The following is a 24156-nucleotide window of genomic DNA, read 5'->3' on the forward strand; positions in this document are numbered from 1 at the left end:
CCACGACCCCCGCCCCCGACGTCGACGAGTGGGGACACACCGCCGAGCTGCGCGCCGCGCAAGACGCCGTGAACGCTGCCGCCCAGACTGGCGAGATCCGCGCCCTGCACGCCGCGGTGCGCGTGCTCTTCACCGCTGCCGCCCGGCACGCCTGGCCGACCGCCACGGCTCTCGTGTTCAAGCGCGAGAGCGTCGGCACGTTTTCCGGATACTGGGCGCTCTGCCGCGTCACCGACGCGGGGCATCGGGTCCTCCGCGAGTGGGAGGACGAGCCCGACGAGATGAGCGACGAGAGCGACGAGGAGCGCGTCGCGCTCGACCTCATCACGAATAGCCACGAGACGCAGGACTACGCCGACACCTTCGGCCCGCTCCGCGAGGGCGTGGCGGTCGGATACCACCTCTACATGCTCTGAGCACGCGCCTGCGGGTCGACCCGAAACGGGCCGGCCCGCACGAGGGGGAGACCCCCCTCGACCCCCCCGATCACACGCGTGGACCGGCCATTCGCGCTCGAGCGGTGGTCAGCGGCGGGGCCGCGGTTTGCGCGTCTTTCCCGCGCGAATGTTCCGGTTCTCGATGACGCCGACGACGGCCAGGCCGATCGCCACCGCAACGAGGAGCACCCAGCCGAGGACGTTGAACCACTGCCCGGTGAATGCCGCATACGTCTGCCCCCCGGCGATGCTCGCGAACATCAGCGACAACCCGAACCAGACCATGCCGTTGCTGATCAGCGCCGCACGCGCCAGGGGATTCCGGGGAGTGGCCATGGCGTCACTGTGACACCGGCGACTGGGACTGCCCCCAAAGCGGGCAGCGTTCTACGCTGACGAGGCGGCGTCGAGCGGGACCGCACGTCCCGGCTCCGCTGCCGCGGACCCCGCCATTCGCCCCGGTTGGCCGAGGGACCGCCAGTAGCCCCCGGCGCGCACTCCGTTTCGCGGCCCGCCGGGGGCTACCCGCGGCGCCGCTCCACCGAGCGTCAACGGTGACGCCGCCCTAGTGGGCGTCGTCGTACGCCTTCTGAACCTCAGCAGAGATGCGGCCGCGATCCGACACGTTGTGCCCGTTCTTCGCCGCCCACTCCCGGACCGCCTTCAACCGCTCCGGGTCGCTCTTCGCCCGAGCGGGAGCCGAGGAGCCGGCGTTACCGTCTCGACGCACACGACGGCCGGCGTCCACGTACTTCTCGAACACGGAGCGCAGCTCGGCCGTGTTCTTCGCCGATAGATCGATTTCATAGTTCGCGCCGTCAATCGAGAAGGTGACGGTTCCACCGTCACCCTCAATTGCAGAGCCGTCCAGGTCATCGATCAGAGAGAGCTTCTGTGCCATCGGGTATCTCCAAGCAGAGGGAATCAGTGATCGCTCTGTTTCTACCAGCCAGCCGCTTACAGGCGGCGCACCATGAGCGAGTGTCTGGCGTCCGCGCTCACCCCGCCGAGAGGCCCCGGTCAGGGGTAGTAGATCGACCACTCCGTCTCCGGGAGCTCGCGCACGTCATCGATGACCCGCACCCGCCAGCCGGCGTCCGTGCGGTCCTCGATTTCGCCGCGCACGATCTCGGGCGTCCACCCGTCACGAGTGCTCACGTACCGCACGAAGCGCATGTGCTGGCCCGGCATCGGGTTGGTCGGACCGCCTCTAGACATGGCCTCATTCTCGGCAACCCAGGTTTCGGAAAGCTGCGTCGCGGGTGCTGCTCTCGGCCGCGCCATGCACGCGGCCGAGAGCAGGGCGGCACCGGAGCCCCTTGCACCGGTATGGCCGTCGCGGCGTCAACGAAGTCCCCACTTCTCGACCGCACCGCACCATTAGACACGACGTGCCAACACGACGACGCCCAGGGGAGCGGGTCGAGCAGGTGGGGTCCGTTGTCGCGGACGCTGTTCACATCTCGAGAAACCTCGTAGTGCTCGAGGTCGAACGCGACCGCGCTCGACTTCTACTCGAGCAGCTCCTTCAAAGCGTCGACGTCCAGGTGCCCACCGAGCCAGTCGTCGTACCCGTCCGGCGTGGTGCACGCCGGCATCCGGTTTTGGACCTCACCCGGCGCCAAATGCGAGTCGCGGGTGACGATCGCCGTCGACAGCCGCAGCACTACAAGAGTTCGCCAGCGAGGTGGACAACCAAGCCAAGAACGAGGAGGAGAGCGCACGCTACAACGGTCAGCCGATCGGTCCGCGGTCGCGACCCCCGCGGGCAGGCCGAGCGTGCTCGCGCGATCGTCGCTGACATTGATCGCCAGCTCGACGCGAACACCGCCGCCGGCCGACGGTCTAGGTAGCGGGTCGTCTCGCGTCCGATAGGGGCGTTACTTGGTCAACTTAAAACTCCGCGGACGGCAACGCGGTCCAGATGATCACTCGACTGGCAGCGAGTTGCCAATGAGGCATTTACCCGTCGAGATGGGTTGGAACAGCGCCCCGACATATTTATTGTCGCCGTCTTCCCCGGAAGCTTTGTGACGATACTGACCGACGAAGCAGGAACCATTAGACTTAACCGCGATAAAAATCGCGTCAGCTGTTTCGCCCGCGGTCGTCGTTTCGACAGTCGTCTCCATTTGCGTCTGGTCGAACCCGCTGTTGATCAGAGCCTGTGCTAAGTCCGTCCCGTTCGGATCGCCGACTGACGCGACCGTTCGCTCGTTGACCGAGTTGAAGACGGCCAGATTTTGATCGGTGCTCTGACTGGGATCGTAAGCAGTCGCAGTCGCCTCGGGAGCTGCCGATGACAAGGCCGGGGCGGATGCCGATGCCGAGTCGGACGTGACGTCTCTGGGTGTGCAGCCAGAGAGGATCGCAATCGTCGCTGCAATTGTGGCGATGGTGCAGAGTGTCGTTCTTCGGGAATCCACACTCTGATCCTGCCATGCGGAAGGCCCGGGCCGATCGCCGAGGCGAGCGACCCGGCCTGATCCTGTCATGCGGAAGGCCCGAGCCGATCGCCGAGGCGAGCGACCCGGGCCTTCCGCATGGCCTAACCCTTCGATGCGTCCACGAGGTAGCCGTACCCCGGAACGTAGGGGCAGTTCTTGAGAATCGTCCACCCGTCCGCACGATAGGCCTGAACCTCGGCACGGCAGGCGGAGTATGTAGGGAAGTACCCTCCGCTGTACTGCACGGCGCTGGCCGGCGTCGCCGTCGCGAAGAGAGCGGCGCCGGCCAGAAGACCGGCCGCCGCTGCCATGGTCATCTTTCGAGTTGTGACGAGTCGCATGGTTTGTCCCCCCAAGGCTGTGATAGGTATCTCCTATGAGCCCTGATGTAGACAATATCCCAAAATCATCAAACGCGACGCGAACGGCCGGTCACAAATTGATAACGTAGCTGTCTTTTATTCTTTCCGAGCGGCCGCATAGTCGAGGCCGCTTCTGGCAAGAAGCGACCCCAACCCATTGCAACAAATTTTCTTGATTGGAACTAATCTGTTGCAGTGGCCTCTAGCATCGCGACATCATCATCGTCCATCGGCCCCAACGGGCCACGCATTGCAGTCTCTTCTCGAGCGCAACAACAGATCGGAACCGTCTCGTATGGGAATGGTTGATTGAGTGTCTAGCTGCGGAACGGCAAAGAAGGGGGGAGGGGAAGCGCGAGCGCTTCCCCTCCCCCCTTCTTTGCCGTCTTGCCAGACGTCTAGGCGCAGCTTCCCTGCTTCACGATCGCGTGGGCGCCCGCGTCATCGATCTTGTGCCACCGGCTGGATGCCTGTCCGACGCGGCTTTCGGTGCTGCGGAAGTAGTACCCGGCTCCGGTGTAGAAGGTGCCGCAGTAACCCGCGGGGATGAGCACCGCATCCCAGTCGTACGGAGCGCCGGCCTCCACATTGGGTGCGATCGTCTTCTGCACCGCACCCGCGGCGACCTGCCCGTTGGTCGTGTAGTCGGTGGAGACTCGGAAGGAGATGGACCCCTTGTTCACGATCCGGCCGCACAGCGGCTTCGTGCAGGTTCCGCCCACCGCTGCGGCCGACATGCCCTCGTCGTATTCGATCCACTCGGGTGCGCCCTCTTGAAGGTACGCGGCCGGAACTTCGGTCGTGAATCCCTCGTCGGTGGTGAGGTAGCCGACCGCGGATGAGCCCTCAGGCGCCGGAGCCGGAGCGGCCTGGGCCCCGGCCGGTGCCACGGTCGCGAGGAGTGCGAGCACTACACCGGCGATCGCAGCGCGTCCCATGAACCGCTTGCTGCGTGTCGTTTCGGCGTGACGAGCGAGTGAAATTGACATCTGGAAGTCCCCCAACTTTGAGTCTCGACGGCGGCATTGCCGTCTGAGACATCAGAGTGGAGGGCAAGGACGCTCAGAGGAAGCTTGCCTGAAAAAGTTCACCGACAGTTCACGGCCTGAACGTAAGGTGGGGCCATGACGCGACTCAGGAGCTACTCACGGGCCGTCGGAACGCTCCTCATTTCGGCGGGAGTCGTCGGCGCTGCCGCCTTCTTGCTGCACTGGGGGCAGTGCTTCGGTGGCCTGACGGACGGCTGCTACGCCGCCACCCAGTCCGACTTCCCTTGGGTCGCGATGTCCGTTCTCTGGGTGATCACCTTCCCTCTCGCCATCGTCGGCGCGTTCCTCTTCTCCCCGAAGCAGCCCATCACGCTGATCGGGGTAGTGCTCCTCATGCTGATCAATCCGCTGACCGACCATGGACTCTTCTTTGTCCCCTGGGACGTGGCCGACACCCTGCCGTTCACAGGTTTGACGATCGCCTTTGCGGCGATCGCTGCGGGAGCACTTCAGATCGTCAGCTCGCAGAGAGTTGAGCAACCGCTGCTTCGCGGAAGCTCGCCAGAACAGCACCAGGGTCACCCGTCATACGGCGAAGGTACCCCCGCCTGAAGGTCTCGCCTACCGGTCCGTCGTCGTTCGCGGCGATGATTGCGGGTAGCTGTACTCGGCTGCGATCTGAGTCTTCAGCGCATCAAGGTCCCAAACCGCTGCCCACGATGTGCCAGCCAGCAGCTCCACAAGTTCAGCGTGCTTCTCCAGCGCGTCGGCCAGCTTGCGGTAGGCGGATTCGATCTTCTTCGACATGCCTCCATCTTCCCGTGCTGACGTTGCGCAGCTCAACGCGCGACCGTCCGATGAGGGATGGGTAGACGGGACGGTGCTCGACTCAGCTCTCGGTGGTCGGCTTCGAAGCGGCTGAGCCCGACGAAAGGCCGAGCACTTTCAGCGGTCCATCGCCGAGGGCACCGAGGGCGTCTGCAACATCATTGGTGAGCAGGGAGTCGATCAGTTCCGGGGCCAGTGGGAGATCCCCGGAATCGATCTGCTCGAGGACGCGGGCGCGGACACGCTCGCGGAAGATGATGCCGTTTTCGTACTCGCGGACTGCCGCTCGGTTGAGCTGTTGACGGTCAGGCCAGTCACGGAGTAGGCGGAGCAGCGCGTAGACGACGGTTCCGCCGGCGAGGATCACCAGTTCGAGCGGGTTCTCGTACCGGAGGCTCTGGACGGTGATCTGAGCGTTTGCGTCCGCTTCGCGGCCAGCGATGCGCTCGAACTCGTCGATCGGCTGAGGAAGGTCTACGGGTTCCAGGGCCGCGAAGAAGAGCGAGCCATCGCTCCAGGCAAGGTCACCAGCGCGGCCGAGTCCGCGCCGTCGCGAACGCATTCGCGCAGCGATGAGCGCGCCTCGATCTGTTCGGCGCTGCAGGGCGCTCGCGAACTCGAGGACACGCCTCACATCATCGACCGCCGCCCCAAGCGCGGCGATGGACGCGTTCGGGCCGAGATTCAGGGTCAAGGTGATCGTCTCTGCCATGGGATGAACGTAGCGGGGCTGGTCGAGTGCTGCTGTCGTTCGACTAGGGGCGAGAGCTACCAGCGGCGGGACGTCATGCTGAGTTCGTCAGCCTCTTCCTCTGTGAGGACTCCGACGAGCTCGGCGATCTTGACGATGATGCTCTCCATCGGCTCCTCCGCCGTGCTGAACCCGCCTCGCGACGCGAGAGTCGGCGTCACCTGGTCCAGCTCTTCGAACGTCACGCCGTGCATCACTGGCACCAGAAGGCTCCGCCGGAGGAGGGCGCTGAGTTCGTTGCTCGCGATGCTCCGATCGGTGCGCAGCTTCTCGAGCATCGCGGGCGTGACCAGTACGATGCCCATCCGAGAACTGACCAGACCACGATCGATCGCGACGCGCATGTCTGTACCAGGCCGGAGGCTGACCTCGCTGAACCAGACCGTCACGTCGTTCGCGAGCAGCTGCTCGTAGACGTCTTGTGCGTCGGCCTGACGATCCGGCCACGCGTGGCAGAGGAACACATCGTTCTGCTGAACCGTGCGCACGACTGTTGCCTGACGAACGGGCTCCAGGTCGCGGACCTGCTGCGGCGTGTACGAGACGGTCGACGTCCTCGGCTGCCACGACGGACGAGCACTGCGCCCGCCGCCGCCAGACACGCTCCCGCTCCGGCGCACGGGCGCCGGAGCCGCAGGAGGCGTGTGCGGCCGGTAGGGCCGCGGCTGCTCGTAGTAGCTGTAGCCGCCGCCGCGACCGTGAACTGGGCAATCGGCGCCGCCGCCGCGAATGTGGCCCCGTACGGGCGCTGTGCACTGAGACATGTCGCAGATGGTAGCTCCGACCTCCGACATGCTCAGAGCGGTGTGGGAATGGTGTAGCAGGCGCCAAGGGAACGTCCACGCCTGATCGGGAGGTCAGCGCTGGTTCTGCCGCGCGAAGGCGAGCGCGCTGAGTGGAACGCAGGCGGCCTGATCGGCTGCCGGGTGATACCAACGCCCACAACCGAGTGCGATGATTCCAACGACACTTTAAGCTATAGGCGAAGGAGCCTCATGATTAAAGCACTTTCATCAACCGCAATGTTTTGGATTGGCATCGGCGGCATATCGTTAGGTTTATTTTTCGGATTGATAGTGCCGATCTGGATCGCTCCCTATCAAGCTGACGGGTCCCCTACAATCAGCCAAATTCTTTCAACGGTCCCAGTTCTTACTCGCATAGCTGAGGGAATTGGGTACTCTTTCATTGCGGGAGCTTTTGTAGTACGTCATTTCGAAAATTGGCAAGCTACAGATGCTCGTCGATCCGTTCACTTCGTCGGACGCGCAGCCCGGAAAGATGAAGATTAAGGATTATGCGCCGTGCTAGCAGTATTCCGCTTAGCGCCAAAAGATTCTGCACAAAATGACTTGATGTCGGAATCATACTTCGTCAGTGCGGCTGTGAGAAGTAGGTCATCCTGTATGGCGGCTTCCGCCCCGTCGCGAGTGGCCTTAGATGCCACAGACGAAACGAGGTCATGTAGACCCGGGTAGCTGGCGTAATATTGCTGGAGGTCGACAGTGTCGCCAGTGTGTAGATACTGTGTTGTGACGCCGTAACTGATAGAAGAACACAAGGCCAAATTTGCTTCAGCGGAGGTTGGCTTTGTACCGGCCGGCGCAAATGTCTGAGGCCCGCGAGGGTTAAATTCACCGAAGAGAGTTTCGAGCGTCGTTGCGGGACCTGTCGCAAACCAGTAATCGCCGTAGACTAATTGGTTATCCTCAGTAATGAGGGCAGACCAATCGTCAATAAGCTTGAGGGTGGCGTCCGGTTCATCATAAATTCTTAGAACAACGCCAGTCCCGGATTCGGGTAGGCAGTACAACCCCGCTGCCGATCCCCAATAGTCAGGGTCTCCGCCCATCAAGTGAGGGTTCGAACATGCGTTATTGCTGGCAATTTCGCCAATGTCGCTCGTCGTCAGGCTCTTAGTTGTACTTGAAGATTCGGCGCATCCGACTAGGGCGCACGCCACAACGAGGCTGCTGACCGAAGCGGCCAGCAGCCTCGTCGCGATGGAGTGAGTCACTTCCAGCGGACGTACCCGATTGTTCCCGGGGCGCTCGAATACCCACGGATCTTGGCCACGGTCGCGCGGTTCCCGATGAGGGCGTTTGCTGAGCCGGAGCCACCGCAACCGGCCGTGTACCACACCGGCGTCGAGACGCTCGGCGTTACCGAGTATCCACGGCCCTGCACACAAGAGGGGCCGCTGTTGAAGGCGAACTTGTCCTGTGTCCAGGAATAGCTCCACCGAGCAGTTGAGTCATAGCCGATGATGCCGCATCCGTCAGTGGATTCCACCCATCCCGACACGTTGACGAATGAGGCGTTTCGGTAGCTGCACGCTGCGGCGACCTGAGCGGACTCGTTTCCGGCCGTACCGGAAGTTCGAGCCTCACTTGGAGCGTCATCTCCGATGACCTCGACGGTTTCACCCTTCGAGCCGAAGACGATGACTGAATCGGAGCTGAGAACTGCATCATCCGCGATGACGATATCGGGATGCTCTTCGAGATATTGCGAAACAGAGTCTGTGTTTCCTGTGCTTATCGTTTCGGCCGCGTTGACCGGCGATGACGTTGCGATGAGCGCCGCGGCTAGACATGTAGCTGCGGTCATCGCGAATCGAGTGCGCATTCGTTCCCCATTGAACATATGGACTACTACAACCTTAGTGATCTAGAATAGATTCACTCGTCGGCGAGGTTCGCCCCCAACCCCGTAGGAGCAGGAGACCATGATTGAGGCCAGCGCGTCAAGTCTTTTTTCGGTGTCGTCAGTGCTCAACGTCGTTCAGATTGGGTTTTGGGTCTTGTTTGCTATCGGTGTCGCCGTACGCGCTGTACGAATTTTGGTCCTCAAGAGAGGTGACCGACTGCGGAACGTCGCGCGACCGTTCGCCGACGCCGGTGCGGTCCAGTCGAGTGCGTTCGGTTGGGCTCCTGGCGAGCAACTGCGTGCGGATGGAATCTCAGCGCCTGCAGAGAGTGATCGAGACGTGGATCGAGGGCGGTCGGGTAACTCGTCGGTCTGAAAGTACGGACGGGTGATCTGGCCACCGGAGCGTAGTCTGCCCAGGGGCTCCTGCCTGACGGCAAGCGCGGGTCTTCGAGCATGGTCTGGTTAGCCACGCCGCGCTTCACGGCCTCGGTTGCAGCGCCCGTGCTCCGGTTTCTCGCCGGCAGATGACCCGTCTGGTGGGGAGACCGTAGCTGGACCCGTCCTGTAGGGGAGGGGGCGGACCGGCCATTAGCGATCCCGTCCGGTTGGGCCCATGAGCACTGACGTCTGGCGGTGTCCCATTAGGGGGTCGTTGACCGGTCGCGCGCAAGTCGGCTGTGGGGCCGCGCAGTGGCGCTGGGGGTGTCGTCTCGTTTGACCCGGCCGTTAGCAGTTCCGCTGAGGGGGCGTGAAACGAGGCGCGGGGCCCAGGTTGTCTACTCCGGGTCGGGTGGTTGTGGGGCTGTGTCGTTGAGGCGGCGATAGTAGGCGACGTCGAGTGCGCTGAGGTGGGTGAGGAGGCGTCCGGCGCGGTCGTGCATGGTCATGGAGCCGTCGTGGAGGCTCGCGATGGCGCCGATGCGGTGCAGCATCAGTACCGTGGCGAGGCGTTCGGCGTAGTGCAGTTCCAGGAAGTACACCAGCGGCGGGTTGCCGGTGCGTCCCGGGGTGAAGAGGGCGGTGGGCTGGTGTCGGGTGACGCCGGTGTCGCGGTTGAGTTCTCGGAAGATGTATCGGTCGCGCAGCCACGGCCCGCCGAGGATTGCCGCAACGATGACGACGGCGCCGAGGATGACGAACGGGTTGAGGAGAACGGCGAGGTCGTTGCCGGTCATCATCCGAGCATGTCCCGGGTGCGGTCGCGGTCCTCGGCCGCTTCGGTGTCCGCGGCGAGCTGCGCGACTCGCGCTTCGATGTAGACGGTGCGCATCGTGGCGTCATGGTCGAGTTGCAGGACTCGCAGGAGGCGATGCAGTTGTACGGTGCCGGCCGAGGTTTTACCGGTCAGGATGCGTCGGACGGTGCGCGGTCGGAGCCGTGCGAACACGGCTACCTTCTGTGCGCTCCAGCCCTGCGCCTGCATGGCTGTGGTCAGTACCTCGCCGAGCGCGGTGTCAAAGTGCTGGGGCGTCAACCCAATGAAGTCCACCCGGCCAGGGTAGCCAGCACCGCGCCAGCCTAGGCGGAGGGCGTTTCACTGGTACGCAAGTAGGCGTAGACGGTCTCTCGGCTGATGCCGTATTCCTTCGCCAGCGTCGTCTTCGGCACGCCAGCGGCAGCACGTTCGTGTAGCTCGGCGATCTGGGTCGGGGAGAGCGACCGGCGGCGCCCGCGGTAGGCGCCGCGTTGCTTGGCGAGGGCGATGCCCTCGCGTTGACGCTCCCGGATGAGTTCGCGTTCGAACTCTGCGAACGCGCCCATCATGTTCAGCAGCAGGTTCGCCATCGCACTGTCCTCACCGGTGAAGGTGAGCTGCTCCTTCACGAACTCGACCCGGACCCGCTTGTCCGTCAGTCTGCGCACGAGCCGGCGAAGATCTTCGAGGTTTCTTGCGAGCCGATCCATCGAGTGCACGAGCACCGTGTCTCCGTCGCGGACGAACCCGATCATCTCTTCGAGCTGCGGACGGTTCACGTCCTTGCCGGAGGCCTTGTCCTCGAAGACTCGATCCAGCGTCACGCCGTCGAGCTGGCGCACCGTGCTCTGATCCAACGTGCTCACCCGCACGTACCCGACCCTCTGACCCGACATGCCGCCTCCGACCGCTACTTGTCCAGTTGAAGTCTAAGAGCCGCAGGTGCAAGTGTCAGACAAGGCCCGACATGGCCCTATTCGGACGCGCTTCGGCGATGGTGCCTGACGTCCGGTTGGGGTGTACCTCAGGTTGGCGGGCAGGGTGGCGGCGCCGCCGGGACTGGGCATCGCCACCCATGCGGGATACGACTACTAGCTCCGTCGCTGGTTGAAGGTGAGCGGCACGAGCACCAGGCCTCGCGGCAGGACTGCTACGAACGGTCCCAAGTCGCGTCGACGTCGCGGCCACGATCTTGCACGATGTCGTTGATAGCGAACCCCAAAACGAGCCACCCCTGCGAGCTGTCGTCGGTCAGGTCGCCCGAGTACTTCCGCAGGAGGTCAGCGACGTTCGCCCACGAGGAGAGGTAGTCGGCCACGTCCTCCTCAGCAGTGGCGAGCGACGCGATGAGGGACGGATCGGCGCCCACCCTCTCGGCGGTGTCCCGCAGCAGCGAGAAGAGTCGGCGCTCCTCCATCGCACCGAGCACTTCGTCTGGAGTCACTGCCGCGGCAGGGTTGGCTGCTAGTTGCAGGGTGAGAAGGTTGAGGAGCGAGTACTGGCCAAGAGTCGTCATGGGTTGACCGTAGCGAGCCCGAGCAGCGACACGCCGTGATCTGTGAGCTGCCCATCAGCCCCGCGAGGAGCTGGCCGTACGTGCCGCGGAGCTGCGCTCTCGGGGCTGAGCACGCACCGAGTGTTCAGGCGTGACGTCACTGTCCGCCGGTCGGCGGTGTATCGAGTGGCTGCGCGGTCGCGGGAGTCGGGGGATAGGTTGTCGGGTCGTTCGCTGCGGCCGTAATGGCCGCCCATTTCTTCGGCAGTGAAGAGGTTGGGATACCGAAGCCGGGCATGTCCCAGAGTTTGCGTGTGCGGTCGGTGGGGCCGGTGTTGGGCCAGAATCGTAGACGCCATATGTCTCCTGGTGTGGTGGAGCCTGGCCAGCCGTAGTTGACGAAGCCGCGTCCGCTGATTTCGACCCAGTAGCTTCCTTTCGCCAGCTCGAAAGTTGTACCGGTCATCGTGGGACTGTCGAGTCGCACGGTTGGTGCGGTGAGGGTGATCGTTTCGACGGATATCTGTTCCCAGTCGTCGGTGTCGGACTGGGGTCGAGTGGCCCACCGCTCGATGGCGATCGCCGTCTGGAAGTTGTTCTGGTGCGGGGATGTGACGAGCACGGTTTGGCCGTCGCCGGCCGAGGGCGGTGTGGTCAGTGCATCTTCCAGGAGCGCGAGTTCGTCGGAGTCAGGCATGCCACTGGTGATGGTGAATTGTCCGTAGTCCATCGCGAGGGTGACGGTGGATGTTGACAGCGGTTGCGCGGCGCTCATGCGACAGAGACTACTTCCGCATACGGCGGCCGTCATGCGTCGGCATGCCGACCGAGGCCGGCTCCCCGCTGCGCCGTTCGCCGGGGTGCTAGTGGTGCCCCAGGGTGAGGCCTTCCCTCCGATAAGCAGAGCGTCGGCCGGAGGGAGGAGGGTGTCAGGAGTGCCCCTCTGGGGCATCCCCGAAGGGGACGCGGAGCGCTCTTGACGCCCTCGTCACGAAGGCCAGAGTGGAGCGGTCGGAGGGACGGCCGGACGTGACGTGCGTTGTCACGCTGCGGCGCTCGAACCGTCGTGCTCGTCCTCGTCATCGGTGGACGTTTCGTAGCGACTGTCACTGCTGTAGTACCACTTGCGGTAGTCACGGCGTCGCCCGGCGAGGTAGAAGTAGACGGGCGCTGCGATCACGAACACGGCTACTGCAAAGAGCGTCAGGATTCTGACGGCGTATGGGTGTGGCGGAAAGATCGTGAAGGTAGAGAAGACGGTCCACGCGAGGACTGTGAGGATGACGGCGGCGCTGCTGAGGGCGAGGAGTCGAACGGGCGTCCAGGCCAGATCATCGATGCGGTGTTGCTTGCGGTAGGTGGCGTCGATCTGTCGTCGTTGTTCATCTCGGAGAACCGGTCCGAAGTCATCGGTGTAGGCGCGCATGTTACGCACGTCGGCCCACACTCTTTCGCGTCGCTCGGGGTCGTAGGAGGAGGCGACTATTGCGTCGATAAGCCAGGCGGGTCGACGGTCGCCGCGATACCCGGCGCTGCTGTTCGCTGCGCGGTCGGCGGTGTCCGGGTGGAGGTCGAGCTGCGGATCGTGCATGCGGTCGACGAACACCGCGTCTTGACGTCGACGGTTTGCAGTTCCGGTGAAGGGGATGCCCTCGCGGAAGCGAGGTGGGTAGTAGAGGTTCAGCTCCTCTAGGAGGACCAGCGCTTCGGGCGCGATCCTCTCCCGAAAGGATGCGGCGTGGCGGGGCAGGGTCACTCCTGCGGCTCGTGGTGGGAGTCCCCGGAGGATCCCGTGTTCGGCTGCTCTGTCTGGGGAGATTCCTGGCGCGGTGTCGTCGCTCGCGGTCGGGACTTGCGGACGCGAGCGGGGCCGGGTGCGCGGGCTCCTGTGGCGCGGAGGTCTTTGTCGCTCCATCCCGAAGCGAGGGCGGCGTCCCATGCTTTCGAGTGAGCGTCGCGTGCGTCTCGGGCGGCGGCATCAGCGGTATCGACGTCGTTGATCGCGGCGACGAGAGTCCGCACGGCAGCTACACGATCCTCGACGGATCTCTCGAGGAGGGCTCGGGCTGATGTGGCGGCGGATTCGGGATCGATCGTCTTCTCAGGCATACCGTCAGATTAACGGGCGCCGCCGTCGTCTGCCAGTCCTCGATCCTGCTTCGCGGATCGGGACCCGGCCTACCGCTTCGCGGTCCGGTTCGTGAAGTTTCAGAGTCAGCAAGCAATAGACATGGGTGCCCCATGTCGCACGCGTCCCTTCCGCTGCGTGGAGGACCGGGGCATACTGGTCGTATGGTCCCCGCCGGTTGGCGGGTTCGCTGCGCTGGGCCTTGAAGGGATGGTGGTTCTCGTGTCCGAGTCGGAGGAGAAGCGGCCGATCTTCGGGCGTAAGCGCCGTCCGAACGTGCCGGAGGGCCGGCGGGAGAAGCGATACGTGGTGAAGGTCACGGCCGAGGAGGATGCACAGTTGCGTGCCCGGGCGGAGGTCCGAGATGTGACGGTGGCGCGGCTGTTGTTCGAGTCCGCGATGGACGCGAAGGTGGTAACTGCGAAGGAGCGGAAAGAGGCTGTCGCGATGCTGTTCAAGTTGCAGCGCGAGATGGCCAACGCGTCGAACAACGTCAACCAGATTGCCCGGTTCGCGAACGCGGAGGGCCGCTACGTTGCGGAGGCCGTGGAGGTCACGGCGGAGTACCGGCGGGTGGCGGGTCTGGTGTCCGAGGCGCTGTCGGTGGTGAACCGCACGTGATCGCGAAGGTGACCCGTGGCGCGCAGATGAGTGGGCTGATGTCGTACCTCGCGGGACGCGGGTTTGCGAACGAGCACACGGAGCCGCACCTGGTCGCGGGGGATGCGGCGATCATGGCGCTGTACGGGTACGACGAGTTGGACCGCGCGACCGCTCTGGCGATCGCTGAGAGCATCGATGAGCCGCGCAAGCATTTCGAGGTCGACGTGCTGCGCCAGGTGTCCAAGCGTGACCCGGAGACGGGCGAGGTGGTGAAGGTTCGCGAGGAGGCGAACGTGTGGCATTGCTCCCTGTCTCTTGCGGCGGAGGAGGGTCAGCTCACCGACGAGAAGTGGGGGCAGATCGCGCAGGATTTCGTGGACCGGATGGGTTTCACGGAGGCCAGCGGGAAGGCCGCGTGCCGGTGGGTCGCGGTGCGTCACGGCGTGTCCTCGAACGGCAACGATCACATCCACCTGGCGGTGTCTCTGGTGCGTGAGGACGGAACCAAAGCGTCGACGCATAACGACTTCCACCGGGCCATGAAGGTGGTTCGTGAGCTGGAACACGAGCACAAGCTGGCGCCGATGATCGCGGCGCAGCAGCCGGAGTTGTTGCAGCGCGAAGAGCGCCGGCCGGCGCGCGAGGCGGCGCGGCGGCGCGGTGCGGTCGAGGTCGATGCGAAGCGGTTGGAGAGGGCGGTGCGGGCCGCGGCTACAGCGTCGGTGGATGAGGGTGAGTTCGTGCGCCGGATGAAGCGAGAAGGTGTGCTCATCCGTCCCCGCTTCGCCGCCGGGCGAGACGATGTGGTGACCGGTTACTCGGTGGCGCTGCGCCCCGCGAAGGGTGAGCAGCCGGTGTGGCACGGCGGCCTCCGGCTCGCCCGTGACCTGTCGCTCCCCGAGCTTCGGAAGGGCTGGCCGGACCGCCCGGAATCCGCGACCGAAGCGGTCGCAGAGTGGCGCGCGTCGAGCAAGAACCCGTGGCAGTACCGGCCGGTAAATCCGGGCCGGGAAGAGGCCGAGATGAACCCGCAGTTCTTCGACCTGTACGCACGCGATATGACGCGGCTGCACGAGTACATCAAGACGATTCCGCCGGAAGATCACGCGGCGTGGGCGCACGTCGCCCGCGAGACGGCCGGCGCCTACGCGGCATGGTCAAAGCGGTTGGAGACGACGCCCGGGCCGCTCGCGGATGCTGCGCGCACGCTCGCCCGGTCGGCGCAGTTGCGGCCGTCCGAGAGCCGGCCGCGTCCGGTGGCGATGCCGTCGATGAGCAACACCACAGCGCTGATCCTCGCGCAGGTGTCCAAGGGGAAGAACGCGACCGCGGAGGCGCTGCTGTTCCGGCAGCTCGCGACGACGACGAACTCGATTCGCCGTGCCGCGCAGGCCGCCGGCGACGCGCGACGCGCAGCGGAGTTGTCCGCGGCGCTGCGTGAGCGGTTGACGAAGGTTCGTGACGCTTACACGGCGCAGGAGCACACGAACGTGTTGGCCTCGTTGTCGCCGGAGCAGCGTGCGACCGCGGAGCGCGCCGCGCTGGCCGCGGGCCGCTCCGGTGTCGGGTCGCCGGTGCCGACGACGTTGCCGCCGCGCACGAGCGGGCCGGTGGTCGTGCCGACCACGACGACAGGTCCGGGATTGTCGAACACTCCCGCGCAGCAGCGCGACGAGTTGGAGAGGTAGGGGAAGGGGCTCTCATGGCCGAGGAACACGACGAGGTAATGAACGACACCGGGCAGGCGCTCCGGGTGGCGATCGCGGTCGCCGCGCAGATGGCGGACAAGTTCGCCCGCGCCCGCGAGGAAATGGCCCGCGAAGCGCAGCGGCGCAGCGAGCAAGAGCAGCGCGGGTTGCAGCTCCGGTTCGAGGGGGAGCGGGACGTCGCCGCGAACCGGCTCGCACTGGTCGAGCGTCCCGAGTTCTGGGACCGCGCGAACGTCGACCAGATCGCGCGCATGCACGAGACGGCTCAGCAGTGGAAGGACTTCGACCCGCGCGCCGAGGCCGCGTCGGAGACGATCGCTCGAGAAGTGCAGGAGCGGTACGGCGTCGACGTGAACAGTCCCGGAGCCGCCCCGGAAGACGTTCGTGCGGCTCTGGCGCGTGCGGAGCTGAACCGGGAGCAGGCGGCGTCGGAGAACCTGTCCACGAGCGAGCGGGGCTCCGCTGCGGTGGAGTTCGTGGACGCGGTTGACGCAGTGCGCGAAGCAAACCGGCTGGATGATCGAGCAGACAACTCGCTCGCCCGCGCCGACGATGCACCCACCGTCACCGATGCTCCGACGCCTGATCAGTTCCGCATCGATCAGGCGGCGGCGTTGGAGTTGCAGGCGCGCGAGTACGACGTGACCGCCGAGCAGGGCGGCACCAGCGCTCACACGCCCGACGAGCTGCGAGAGCTGGCTACCGATGCCCGCTCCCAGGCGCAGCTCTACCGCGACGAAGCCCCCACCCCGACCGCAGAGCCGGCTATGGCCGCGCCGGCCGCTAGGAGCGCCGCTGAGACGTCCGCCGCGTCCGATCAGGGACGCGCGAGCGCTGAGCGCAACCACGGCGCCGCAGCGTACGACAGCGCCGAGCACCGCACCGCAATGGCCGCTGAACTCAAAGCCCACGGCATCCCGCAAGAGGCCATCGACGTGCGCATGCGCGCGACGATCGCACAGGGCAAGCCCGTGTCCGAAGCGGTTCCCGCGACGCCCGGAGCGCACAAGGTGAACGTCCCGCAGACCACTCCGAGTCGCACGGCAAACCGCTCCCGGCAGACACCGGAGCAGAGTTTCTAGGAGCTGTACGCAGCCCGACACGTCAGAAGGAAAGGTCTTCTAATACTTCGCCGGTCTGATGAACGAAACCCGCGTGGTCCCAGCTGATGAGGTTGCTACCATTCGGGCTGATACTACTAACACCGATATGCCGCAAGGCATCTTGAAGCGCACGCCCAAATATCTTGCTATTAGCGATTGGAAACAGTTTATCTAAAATGAATGTTTATTCAGTAGATGAAAGAGATTCTTCGACGGAAATGACAGCAAGTGGTTACCGGATTATGATTGTAAATCCGGGGCGGCGCATCAGCGCCTTCAATCTCGATGGAGGATCGGCTTCAGAGGCTTTAGAGTGGGCAAAGAAAAATGCGTCAGACGGCGGATTTTCGGTTGCGGCTCGCTTTGATGAGGATGGGGGCGGCGTCACGTTGATCTGGTTGACGCCGCCCCCGGAAGTTGTTATGGAGCGGATCGGCTAAGAGCAGACTGCCGTCTGAGTCGTCGGCTTGCAAAAAACAGGAGACGATATGTCGGATCCAGTTTTCTGACCTGTGGGGGTAATGATCTCGATGGTCGATGAACCCTGATAGTGGCCCGTCAAGGTGGAGCCGGCTTTATCGGCTGCAGGCGTGTAGAAGACGTTTCCGGAGCCATTCACCTTGACGGTGCGCGGTTCGTCGTTCGATTTTACCTGCTGCCAGTTCACACCGTTGCTGGTGTCTCCGTTGTAGGAAGCGCTGTCCCACATCAGGCCACTTCTCACTCTGACTGAGGCCGTAGGGGGGTAGGAGCCGGTGCCGGTGCACTTCACGTTGGTCTTGTAGATCACATAGATTTGGCCCTTCTTGCGGGCGCCTTCGGAGATGTGCGGGTTCTGCGCGTCGACCGTGCAGGTGATGGTGAAGGACGCAGCGCGCAGTGACGTTTGCCCCGAGGATGAGGGCGTCGCTTGAGCAGGTGTCGCGGCCGGGTCGGAAAAGATCAGAGAATCACCGATCTTCGTGTCATGTAGTACTTCGGGCGAGAGCGTGCTAGTGGTGGCGCTTGTCTCGGCTTGCGCAGGCCCTGATGCGATCAGGCTTGTCGCCAGGAAGAGGGCCACTCCGAGTAGTGAAGCGGCTTTACGTCGTGCGTGCATGGAAATCCCCTAATTTCGAGTGCTCACAGTCATGAGTTCCTCGCACTGTAGGCACATCTGCATCCTGGATCAAATCCTCATTCGGGGGTCAAATCTCGACGGGATACCATGTCTCGCCGTGGCGATTTTGGTGAGTGTCCATAGGCAATTCTGCTTGTTCGAGCACGCCACATGCACCATGGCGGCGCCCTACTTCTATTGAACTGCTTTTAGTTCACTATTCTTGTAAATCCCATGTGCCGCATCCATTGGAGCTGAAGGAATAGGCGTCACTTACTACGACCACTTCCAGGCGAAGCGCTGAAGACACGAAGTTGTTGTCAATGATATTTCCGGCGCTGTCGAGGAGCTCCCAATAGCAGTTGCTAATGCTTCCCTCGCTCACATAAGTCCCTGGAAGCACAGGTTCCCCCACCCGGTACGTGCCGTCTCCGACTCGCCTTCCTTCGGCTCGCAAGCGAGCATCATCAGCCGCCGCCGAGGCTGCGTCTCTCTCGGCCTGCTCTTCGCCGGCAACAATCTGCGCGTACGGAGCAGCTCCTGGATTATTGGGGCAAAGTTTCACTGCAATAAGCCGATTAGCGTACTCGCTTTTGCTCAAAGCGGCCGGATCAGTCGATCCGAGTGTCGAAGAGGTGCAGTATTTGTAGTAATCCTTTAAAAGCTTGTCGTATGCCGCATTATCGAAGTCATATGTGAAGATGCTCTTTTGTGCCTCGGACGGCGCTACGCCGCTCACGCGAATAGTCTCACAGTATGAAAACTCTGTCCCAGCGGCCCAAACCTCCTCAAGCGAATTGAAGATCGTCGACGCACCCGAGCACTTGAACTGATAGATAAAGCCGCCGACCATCGACTCGGTCAGCACATGCGTCGGCGTCGGCGTTGGTGTTGGTGTCGGAGTCAGAGTCGCAGACCGAGTAGGACTCGCGGTCGCGGAAGCAGAGCTTGCAATGGGATCCTCGGCGGTAGCGCAGCCAGACAAGAACAGCGCCACTGCCACTCCTACCGCTGAGGCCAGTACTCGGAAATGACGGGCTGCTTCCATGCCTCGGAGCCTAGCGCCGAGCGCGACCAGCAGGAGAAGACGACGCGTAGGGCGCACCCTCACTCCGGTTCAAGTTGTCCAGCTCGTCGGTTGTGCGGAGAGAACAGCGGTAAGCCGGTGGCGGTAGGCGGCGAAGCAGCGTCCACAGCCCCGATAGGCGGCTGCACATACGAGAGGGAGGGCAGCGCATCATGCGCTGCCCTCCCTCTCATTTTGCCCCGGGTCAGTCGGGTTGTCGGTCCGGCGGGAACAGGTGATCCGGCGGCCGGCTGTACGGCAGTGCTTCGCCAGGCTCGTTCTCGTCCGTGGACCCGGCGAACGGCCCATCGTGAGACAGCAGCACGGCCATGTGCGGGCCAGCGTGGTTCAGCCACCAGGCGCTCAACGGCAGACCGGGTTCCCGGCGTGCGTCCTCCCAACTCAGCCACAACGTCTCCAACCGCTGCACGGCCTCGTCACTGTTCCACCACTCGGCTTTCCACCGTCCGGTAGCGGGACCTTTCGCGGACACGCGGCGGCGGTAGGAGAACCGCCAGTACTTCCGCAGCCACTCATCCACCGATCCGTACACCCGCTCCGCCCCCGGCTCCTCTGCCGGTGCCGACACGTCGCTCGTCGTCGGCACCGGAGCGGCGACGGTCGGCGCCGGTTCAGTGGGTGCCGGGTCCGGTTCGGTGGTCGAGGGCGTCTCGCCTCCGGCGAACGGGTCTTCCTCATCGAACGGGTCAGGCAGGGGCATCAGCGCGGTCCTTCGCCGTGTCCGCGTCCTTCGTCCGCAGAAGGTCCCGCAGCGCTGCGCCCTCCGCGGCCGGAGCGCCCGCCGCCGCCGCGGTTGCCGGAGCGACGTTCTCGCTGTCGGCCGCGGCCGACGTGTCCTCGCCCGCGGCCGTGACCGTCGAGTCCTCGACCACGGCGGTTGCGGTGTCCTCCACGGTGGGCTCGGTTGCCGTGGGGCCGGCCGCCGCAGCCGGGGCGGTTTCCTCGACCACGGCAGGCTGCTTGGAGGGGTCGTGCGCGGCGATAGAGGCCTTGATCGCGGCAACTTGCTTCTTCGGTCCCCTGAACCACGGGATCGTGCGCAGCATCGCCGCGCGCGCGCCGGAAGAGAGCATGACCGCGTAGCCGCGAGGCAGGTTCGCCAGCTCGTCCACTTCCAGGATTGGCTCACGCTTCAACGACGTCGACGTGGACCGCACGCCCTTGTTGAAGCTCTCCGTGGACGCCTCCCGGTCATAGGTGCCGACCAGCTCAGAGAGGTTCTTCAAGAAGTCGTTCTCCCGGACACCGCCGGCATAGATGAACACGTTCGACGCGCTGCGCAGCTTCTCCATGCCTTCCTTCCCGAACACGGCCACGCCCTGCGAGTAGGACTGGAACACCGACATGATCGGAATGCCCCGGGACCCGAAGTGCGAGTACAGGTCGGGCAGGTCCGGCCACCGGCACACGTTCGCGGCCTCGTCCAGGATCGCGACCAACGGAGTCTGCATCCGCCCGCCCGCGGACACGTCCGCGAGGTCCGTCGCCGCTTCCAGCGTCGCCGCGGTGAGCGCGGTGACCAGGGGGCCGGCGGTGCCAGCTCCTTCCTTGGAGAGGCTGTAGAGGGTGTTCCGGCCACGCACGAAATCGGCGGCCTTGAATTCCGGTCGCGTCTCATTTTCTCGAGGATTGATCCAGTCGGACACGAACGTGTTCTGCAAGCTCGACGCCATCTCCTGCGCGGTGACGAAGTAGCCGCTGCGCGGCTTGGGGTCCGACTGCAACAGGCCCAGCAGCCCGTCCGCCTGCAACGGGTAGCCGCCCTTGCGGAGAATGCGCACCGTCTCCTCGTTGGTGGGCTCCGTGGTCCACGTGTACACGTCCCGGATTGGCCGGCCCGAGACGGCCGCGGCGAGCAGGAAGCTCGCCAGCAGCAGCTTCCCGTTGGCCTCGAAGTGCGCGTTGTCGCCACCGGACGAGCCGGCCTTGCGGCTGCCGGCCGCGAAGTAGCCGGCGAGCTTCGCCGCCCGAGTGTCATCCGTCACGTAGGTGAGCGGATTCCACCACCAGGTCGGTTCCTCCCGCGCGACGCGCTGAGGATCGAACACCCACACCTGACCGAACGCGGCCCGCACGTCGCGAGTCGCATCGAGCACGTCGCGCTTGTTCGAGGTGGTCACCATCGCGCCAGGAGCTGCCATCACCGCGGGGATGACGAAGCTGGTCGACTTCCCCACGCGAGGACCCGCGATGAGGGTGGTCATGTCCTCGAACGACGCGAACACCTGCTTCCTGTTCGCCGGAGCGATCGTCCCCAATGGGATGCCGGGGCTGTTCTTCACGCCCAACCGTCGAGATTTCGCGGTCGCCTCCTTCACCCGCAGGTGCTCCAGGTCGCCCTCCGTGGCCATGTGACTAGCGGCACGGTTGGCGACAGCTCGCGCCCGGCGCTCCTTCCGGCCCGACAGGCGTGCCCACAGGAACAGCGTCCCGAACAGGGCCACCACGGCGCCCACCACTGCGCAGATCAGTATTGCGGTGGGCGGCCACACCACCGTTCCGTCAAACAGGCCCACGATGACGCCCAGCGGCTCCAACGTCCCGATATCGGGATTCACGCCGTCCTTCTCGGACCCGTACCGGACGGCAACGAAGAGAGCGATCGCTCCCACGAACACCACCGCCACCGGGTATGTCCACCACGGGGTGCCGGATCGCCCCGGCTCGCGCTTGCGATTGTTCGACGGGCTCATGGCGTGACTCCTTCGGTCGGTGCTGTAGTGAGAGGGGCGCGAGCGGGGATCGCGTGCTCCACGGCCGCGGTGAACGCGAACGAGGCGGCGGTGGCCACGAGGACCGCGACGGCCAGGAGCCCGGCGATCGCGCCGACCTGACCGAGCGGCCCCCGCAGGAGAGCGGCGATGGTGCGGGGCATGGTCACGACGTCACCAGCTCCGCCAGCGGAACGGGCGCAGGCAGAAACCGGCGCGGCTCGCAGCATTCATAGATCGGCCCGTCATAGCGGGGCGTCGTGTCGGCGGGTGCCGCCTGCCAGCTAGTACCCCAGGTGAGGACGGCCTGGCCGTTGTCGGCGTACTCGCACGGAAGGTCCGTCATGTGGTCCCTGTGCGGGCGCATCGTCGTCATCGAGCAGCCCCAGAGGTAACCGTCGTAGACGACCGTTGAGGGACAGGTCATCCGGTGATCACCATCCAGGCGGCGAAAGCCATCCAGCCTGACGCGGCGGCCAGCAGCAGCGCGGATGCCCCGTGCAGCAGATGCTCCCTCGTGACCTCTTCGCGGAGGTTGATCACGTCAAGGATCACATTCCCGGCCGAGCCCACGAACATGCATGTCCCCCCGATCGCCGCGGGGATCGCGAAAGACTCAGTGAGGATGTTCACGGCAGAATCTCCACGACCACCGGATCGGTCGCCAGAGGCTCGTTCGCCCGTCCCGCGCGGGAGGTGGTGTGCCAGAGCTTGTTGGTGTCGTTGACGTCCAGCTCGGCGGCGGTGAGCTGCACCCGGATCGGGATGCCGGGCCGGCCGCCCACCTTGATCAGGAACCGGCCCCGGCCGGGAGGCTCCGACTCGTGTCCGGATACCGGGTCCCACGCGGGCGGGTCCTGCCAGGACGTGAGCATGTTCTGTTCCGCGTTCGACAGAGGGACGGCGGAGGTCAGGAGCGGCATCTCCGCACCGGGCAGGCCTCCGCAGATGACCATGCCGGAGCGCTCCACGAACCCGCGGGCTTTCATCTGGTCCTCCTGCGAGGCCAGGGCGAGGAGGTCGCTCATGGTGTGGCTGATCATCGCCAGGCCGACACCGCGGGCACGGTTGAGGCGGGTGAGCGCGTCGACGCGATCGACCATGCCGCGGCCTGCGCGCAGCGCCCGCCACAGCTCGTCCAGGATGACGAAGTAGTGCCGGCGCGGCTCCAACCCCGCCTCTGCGAGAGCGGACGCGACGTTGACGGTTCCGAACCCGGCGGACCAGCACGCCAGGAGGATGCTGGCCTGCAGATCGCCCTCAGAGTCATCGATCGAGGACACGTCGTAGACCACGGGCCGGTCCCGCCGCATCGGGGTAGTGGTCTGGCGGGAGAAGATCTCCCCCAGCCGGCCACCGGTCGTCAGACCGATCAGCGAGGCTTCGAGATTCTCCGTGATCGCCTTGTACCGGTTGAGGTCGTTGCGGTCGAGCGCGACCTGACGAATCTCCTCCGGCGCCGCCTGGATCACGGCCAGGAGGTCCGCGAGGACGGGGATGCCCTCGTGCGTCTCGTCCAGGTACTTCAGCGCCCGGTCGATGATCGTTTCTTCGCGGTCCGAGGGCGGCTCGGAGCGGAGGATCGTCAGTAGCGCTGCGATCATCGTGTGCCGGCGGCCGTGCGCGTCCGCGAGCACCTGAGATGCGAGGCGCTGCGACTTCACCGCGTGCTTGCGCTCCTCCTTCGAGTCCTCCCCGCGGGCGTCGAGCTCCGCCGCGCGCGCGAGCGCCCGGTCAGCGTCCTCGCGGAGACGCTGCGCCGCCGTCGTCGCCTCTCCCGGATCGAGGATGTTCAGATACCCCCGGCCGCGGCCGAGGGTAATGACCTGCCCATCCATCGCGCGAATCAGGTCCACGTAGTCAGGCTTCAAATCCCCCAGGACCAGCGGCAGAGTCCCGTAGCCGGCGAGGCCGGTCGCCATGCGGCGGGTCAGCGAAGATTTCCCCAGGCCCGGCTTGCCGAGGACGAACATCGAGGGGTTGGAGATGAGCTGCGCCCGCTGAAACCACGAAATCGGGTCACACAGCACCGACGCGCCGGTGGCGAGGTTCTTCCCGAGCGGGACGCCGATCATGGGTGTTCCGGTGCCGACCGAGAACGGGTACAGCCCGCACACCTGCACGGTGGTCGCGCGGAACTCATCGGCGGGCTGGACCGACACGGCCTGCCCTCCCCCGCGGCCGAGCCATCCCGTCGACGTCGGCCGCAGCGGGCGCTTAGGCGTCGGCTCCTTCTCGATCTTCTGCTTCCCGCCCTGGTGCGGAATCGCCCGCTTCTTCCGCGACCGCTTCGAGGGCTTCTCGCGCGCCAGCGGTGACGCGGCCGCACGTGCGGCCGCGGCCTCTTCCTGCACCCGTCGCGCGCGGCGAGACCCGGCGCGGCTGTCCGTCGACGCCGCCGCGGCCTGCGCCGTCGACGGGGCACCGACCGCGCCCGTGGGCACGGCCGTGTCGATCGCGTCGACGTCCACAGCCTCCGCGTCCTGGTCGACGTCAACGGCGCCGGTGGGCAGCTCGTCCCCGTCGACAGCAGCGGGGACGTCGACGGGGTCGGGCTCGT

General features: G+C 65.0%; 29 protein-coding genes. 7 read left to right on the forward strand and 22 right to left on the reverse strand.

All coding sequences use genetic code 11. The features are described from left to right. On the forward strand, window positions 1-416 hold a 416-nt coding region (locus C5C99_RS17205; protein WP_181074612.1), incomplete at its 5' end, for a hypothetical protein. A gap of 108 nt (window positions 417-524) precedes the next feature. Here C5C99_RS17205 and C5C99_RS13540 read toward each other — a convergent pair. The 5 genes from C5C99_RS13540 to C5C99_RS13555 all read right to left on the reverse strand — a co-directional run bounded on the left by C5C99_RS13540 (window position 525) and on the right by C5C99_RS13555 (window position 4235). Continuing rightward, window positions 525-773: a hypothetical protein gene (locus tag C5C99_RS13540; protein ID WP_146083206.1), complete on the reverse strand. Its 249-nt coding sequence runs from the start codon at window positions 771-773 to the stop codon at window positions 525-527. 229 nt (window positions 774-1002) lie between these two features. Further along, the gene (locus tag C5C99_RS13545; RefSeq protein ID WP_104256244.1) at window positions 1003-1338 is read right to left on the reverse strand and encodes an Lsr2 family protein; all 336 of its coding nucleotides are present in this window, start codon (window positions 1336-1338) and stop codon (window positions 1003-1005) included. Window positions 1339-1457: 119 nt separating this feature from the next. Then, complete coding sequence (locus tag C5C99_RS16830) at window positions 1458-1655, reverse strand: hypothetical protein (protein WP_146083205.1); 198 nt, start codon at window positions 1653-1655, stop codon at window positions 1458-1460. A 710-nt stretch (window positions 1656-2365) separates the two neighbouring features. Next, window positions 2366-2863, reverse strand: a complete 498-nt coding sequence (locus C5C99_RS16835; protein WP_146083204.1) for a DUF6993 domain-containing protein — start codon at window positions 2861-2863, stop codon at window positions 2366-2368. Window positions 2864-3644: 781 nt separating this feature from the next. Further along, entirely contained in the window at window positions 3645-4235 is a 591-nt protein-coding gene (locus C5C99_RS13555; RefSeq protein ID WP_146085516.1) for a hypothetical protein, read from the reverse strand. A 135-nt stretch (window positions 4236-4370) separates the two neighbouring features. Here C5C99_RS13555 and C5C99_RS13560 point away from each other — a divergent pair, with 135 nt between their 5' ends. Continuing rightward, entirely contained in the window at window positions 4371-4847 is a 477-nt protein-coding gene (locus C5C99_RS13560; protein WP_104256241.1) for a hypothetical protein, read from the forward strand. Between the two features lie 9 nt (window positions 4848-4856). Here the strand turns inward: C5C99_RS13560 and C5C99_RS13565 are convergent, their stop codons facing one another. The 10 genes from C5C99_RS13565 to C5C99_RS13605 form a co-directional block, all read right to left on the reverse strand. Further along, the gene (locus tag C5C99_RS13565) at window positions 4857-5042 is read right to left on the reverse strand and encodes a hypothetical protein (protein ID WP_104256240.1); all 186 of its coding nucleotides are present in this window, start codon (window positions 5040-5042) and stop codon (window positions 4857-4859) included. Window positions 5043-5124: 82 nt separating this feature from the next. Beyond that, window positions 5125-5775 carry a hypothetical protein gene (locus C5C99_RS13570; RefSeq protein WP_104256239.1) on the reverse strand — a complete coding sequence of 217 codons (651 nt, stop codon included), beginning with the start codon at window positions 5773-5775 and terminating at the stop codon, window positions 5125-5127. A 56-nt stretch (window positions 5776-5831) separates the two neighbouring features. Then, the gene (locus C5C99_RS13575; RefSeq protein WP_104256238.1) at window positions 5832-6578 is read right to left on the reverse strand and encodes a toll/interleukin-1 receptor domain-containing protein; all 747 of its coding nucleotides are present in this window, start codon (window positions 6576-6578) and stop codon (window positions 5832-5834) included. 1249 nt (window positions 6579-7827) lie between these two features. After that, window positions 7828-8424, reverse strand: coding sequence for a hypothetical protein (locus C5C99_RS16840; RefSeq protein WP_146083203.1), 597 nt, complete (start codon window positions 8422-8424; stop codon window positions 7828-7830). A gap of 818 nt (window positions 8425-9242) precedes the next feature. Next, on the reverse strand, window positions 9243-9641 hold the full coding sequence (locus C5C99_RS13580; RefSeq protein WP_104256237.1) for a hypothetical protein: 399 nt from the start codon (window positions 9639-9641) through the stop codon (window positions 9243-9245). Further along, entirely contained in the window at window positions 9641-9955 is a 315-nt protein-coding gene (locus C5C99_RS13585; RefSeq protein ID WP_104256236.1) for a helix-turn-helix transcriptional regulator, read from the reverse strand. The genes C5C99_RS13580 and C5C99_RS13585 overlap by 1 nt, the downstream gene beginning before the upstream one ends. A gap of 29 nt (window positions 9956-9984) precedes the next feature. Then, complete coding sequence (locus C5C99_RS13590; protein ID WP_104256235.1) at window positions 9985-10557, reverse strand: recombinase family protein; 573 nt, start codon at window positions 10555-10557, stop codon at window positions 9985-9987. 254 nt (window positions 10558-10811) lie between these two features. Beyond that, on the reverse strand, window positions 10812-11177 hold the full coding sequence (locus C5C99_RS13595; RefSeq protein WP_146083202.1) for a hypothetical protein: 366 nt from the start codon (window positions 11175-11177) through the stop codon (window positions 10812-10814). A gap of 136 nt (window positions 11178-11313) precedes the next feature. After that, window positions 11314-11931 (reverse strand): hypothetical protein, encoded by a 618-nt coding sequence (locus C5C99_RS13600; protein ID WP_181074614.1) that lies wholly within the window; start codon window positions 11929-11931, stop codon window positions 11314-11316. 267 nt (window positions 11932-12198) lie between these two features. Continuing rightward, complete coding sequence (locus tag C5C99_RS13605) at window positions 12199-12912, reverse strand: hypothetical protein (protein ID WP_104256233.1); 714 nt, start codon at window positions 12910-12912, stop codon at window positions 12199-12201. Between the two features lie 191 nt (window positions 12913-13103). On the opposite strand from C5C99_RS13605, the gene C5C99_RS17555 reads away from it, so the two are divergent. The 5 genes from C5C99_RS17555 to C5C99_RS13625 all read left to right on the forward strand — a co-directional run bounded on the left by C5C99_RS17555 (window position 13104) and on the right by C5C99_RS13625 (window position 17139). Then, a complete protein-coding gene (locus tag C5C99_RS17555) occupies window positions 13104-13226 on the forward strand; it encodes a hypothetical protein (RefSeq protein WP_258063701.1) in 123 nt (40 codons plus the stop codon). Window positions 13227-13494: 268 nt separating this feature from the next. Continuing rightward, entirely contained in the window at window positions 13495-13905 is a 411-nt protein-coding gene (gene mobC, locus C5C99_RS13610; RefSeq protein WP_104256232.1) for a plasmid mobilization relaxosome protein MobC, read from the forward strand. Beyond that, the gene (locus tag C5C99_RS13615; protein WP_104256231.1) at window positions 13902-15575 is read left to right on the forward strand and encodes a relaxase/mobilization nuclease domain-containing protein; all 1674 of its coding nucleotides are present in this window, start codon (window positions 13902-13904) and stop codon (window positions 15573-15575) included. Before mobC ends, C5C99_RS13615 begins: the two co-directional genes overlap by 4 nt. Before the next feature lie 14 nt (window positions 15576-15589). Then, on the forward strand, window positions 15590-16678 hold the full coding sequence (locus C5C99_RS13620) for a hypothetical protein (RefSeq protein WP_104256230.1): 1089 nt from the start codon (window positions 15590-15592) through the stop codon (window positions 16676-16678). 197 nt (window positions 16679-16875) lie between these two features. After that, window positions 16876-17139, forward strand: coding sequence for a hypothetical protein (locus C5C99_RS13625; RefSeq protein ID WP_104256229.1), 264 nt, complete (start codon window positions 16876-16878; stop codon window positions 17137-17139). Here the strand turns inward: C5C99_RS13625 and C5C99_RS16845 are convergent. The 7 genes from C5C99_RS16845 to C5C99_RS13655 all read right to left on the reverse strand — a co-directional run bounded on the left by C5C99_RS16845 (window position 17136) and on the right by C5C99_RS13655 (window position 23908). Beyond that, the gene (locus C5C99_RS16845; RefSeq protein ID WP_146083200.1) at window positions 17136-17762 is read right to left on the reverse strand and encodes a hypothetical protein; all 627 of its coding nucleotides are present in this window, start codon (window positions 17760-17762) and stop codon (window positions 17136-17138) included. The genes C5C99_RS13625 and C5C99_RS16845 overlap by 4 nt on opposite strands. Window positions 17763-18015: 253 nt before the next feature. Further along, entirely contained in the window at window positions 18016-18795 is a 780-nt protein-coding gene (locus C5C99_RS16850; RefSeq protein ID WP_146083199.1) for a hypothetical protein, read from the reverse strand. Window positions 18796-19069: 274 nt separating this feature from the next. After that, window positions 19070-19585: a DUF4913 domain-containing protein gene (locus C5C99_RS13630; RefSeq protein ID WP_104256228.1), complete on the reverse strand. Its 516-nt coding sequence runs from the start codon at window positions 19583-19585 to the stop codon at window positions 19070-19072. Further along, window positions 19572-21578, reverse strand: coding sequence for a type IV secretory system conjugative DNA transfer family protein (locus C5C99_RS13635; protein WP_181074616.1), 2007 nt, complete (start codon window positions 21576-21578; stop codon window positions 19572-19574). Before C5C99_RS13635 ends, C5C99_RS13630 begins: the two co-directional genes overlap by 14 nt. Then, entirely contained in the window at window positions 21575-21760 is a 186-nt protein-coding gene (locus C5C99_RS13640) for a hypothetical protein (RefSeq protein ID WP_104256227.1), read from the reverse strand. Before C5C99_RS13640 ends, C5C99_RS13635 begins: the two co-directional genes overlap by 4 nt. A gap of 259 nt (window positions 21761-22019) precedes the next feature. Continuing rightward, window positions 22020-22229: a hypothetical protein gene (locus tag C5C99_RS13650; RefSeq protein ID WP_104256225.1), complete on the reverse strand. Its 210-nt coding sequence runs from the start codon at window positions 22227-22229 to the stop codon at window positions 22020-22022. After that, window positions 22226-23908, reverse strand: coding sequence for an ATP/GTP-binding protein (locus C5C99_RS13655; RefSeq protein WP_374953325.1), 1683 nt, complete (start codon window positions 23906-23908; stop codon window positions 22226-22228). Before C5C99_RS13655 ends, C5C99_RS13650 begins: the two co-directional genes overlap by 4 nt. Window positions 23909-24156 lie beyond the last annotated feature (248 nt).

It is taken from the genome of Rathayibacter sp. AY1C4, assembly GCF_002932195.1.
GTDB lineage: Bacteria > Actinomycetota > Actinomycetes > Actinomycetales > Microbacteriaceae > Rathayibacter.

Coding starts and splice junctions, on each gene's coding strand:
- C5C99_RS13575 (WP_104256238.1), bottom strand. CDS start 6,578: ATGTCTCAGTGCACAGCGCCCGTACGGGGCCACATTCGCGGCGGCGGC.
- C5C99_RS13625 (WP_104256229.1), top strand. CDS start 16,876: ATGAATGTTTATTCAGTAGATGAAAGAGATTCTTCGACGGAAATGACA.
- C5C99_RS13555 (WP_146085516.1), bottom strand. CDS start 4,235: ATGTCAATTTCACTCGCTCGTCACGCCGAAACGACACGCAGCAAGCGG.
- C5C99_RS16840 (WP_146083203.1), bottom strand. CDS start 8,424: ATGACCGCAGCTACATGTCTAGCCGCGGCGCTCATCGCAACGTCATCG.
- C5C99_RS13635 (WP_181074616.1), bottom strand. CDS start 21,578: ATGAGCCCGTCGAACAATCGCAAGCGCGAGCCGGGGCGATCCGGCACC.
- C5C99_RS13540 (WP_146083206.1), bottom strand. CDS start 773: ATGGCCACTCCCCGGAATCCCCTGGCGCGTGCGGCGCTGATCAGCAAC.
- mobC (WP_104256232.1), top strand. CDS start 13,495: ATGGTGGTTCTCGTGTCCGAGTCGGAGGAGAAGCGGCCGATCTTCGGG.
- C5C99_RS13640 (WP_104256227.1), bottom strand. CDS start 21,760: ATGCCCCGCACCATCGCCGCTCTCCTGCGGGGGCCGCTCGGTCAGGTC.
- C5C99_RS13595 (WP_146083202.1), bottom strand. CDS start 11,177: ATGACGACTCTTGGCCAGTACTCGCTCCTCAACCTTCTCACCCTGCAA.
- C5C99_RS13590 (WP_104256235.1), bottom strand. CDS start 10,557: ATGTCGGGTCAGAGGGTCGGGTACGTGCGGGTGAGCACGTTGGATCAG.
- C5C99_RS13620 (WP_104256230.1), top strand. CDS start 15,590: ATGGCCGAGGAACACGACGAGGTAATGAACGACACCGGGCAGGCGCTC.
- C5C99_RS13600 (WP_181074614.1), bottom strand. CDS start 11,931: ATGAGCGCCGCGCAACCGCTGTCAACATCCACCGTCACCCTCGCGATG.
- C5C99_RS13565 (WP_104256240.1), bottom strand. CDS start 5,042: ATGTCGAAGAAGATCGAATCCGCCTACCGCAAGCTGGCCGACGCGCTG.
- C5C99_RS13545 (WP_104256244.1), bottom strand. CDS start 1,338: ATGGCACAGAAGCTCTCTCTGATCGATGACCTGGACGGCTCTGCAATT.
- C5C99_RS16830 (WP_146083205.1), bottom strand. CDS start 1,655: ATGTCTAGAGGCGGTCCGACCAACCCGATGCCGGGCCAGCACATGCGC.
- C5C99_RS13580 (WP_104256237.1), bottom strand. CDS start 9,641: ATGACCGGCAACGACCTCGCCGTTCTCCTCAACCCGTTCGTCATCCTC.
- C5C99_RS13570 (WP_104256239.1), bottom strand. CDS start 5,775: ATGGCAGAGACGATCACCTTGACCCTGAATCTCGGCCCGAACGCGTCC.
- C5C99_RS13630 (WP_104256228.1), bottom strand. CDS start 19,585: ATGCCCCTGCCTGACCCGTTCGATGAGGAAGACCCGTTCGCCGGAGGC.
- C5C99_RS13560 (WP_104256241.1), top strand. CDS start 4,371: ATGACGCGACTCAGGAGCTACTCACGGGCCGTCGGAACGCTCCTCATT.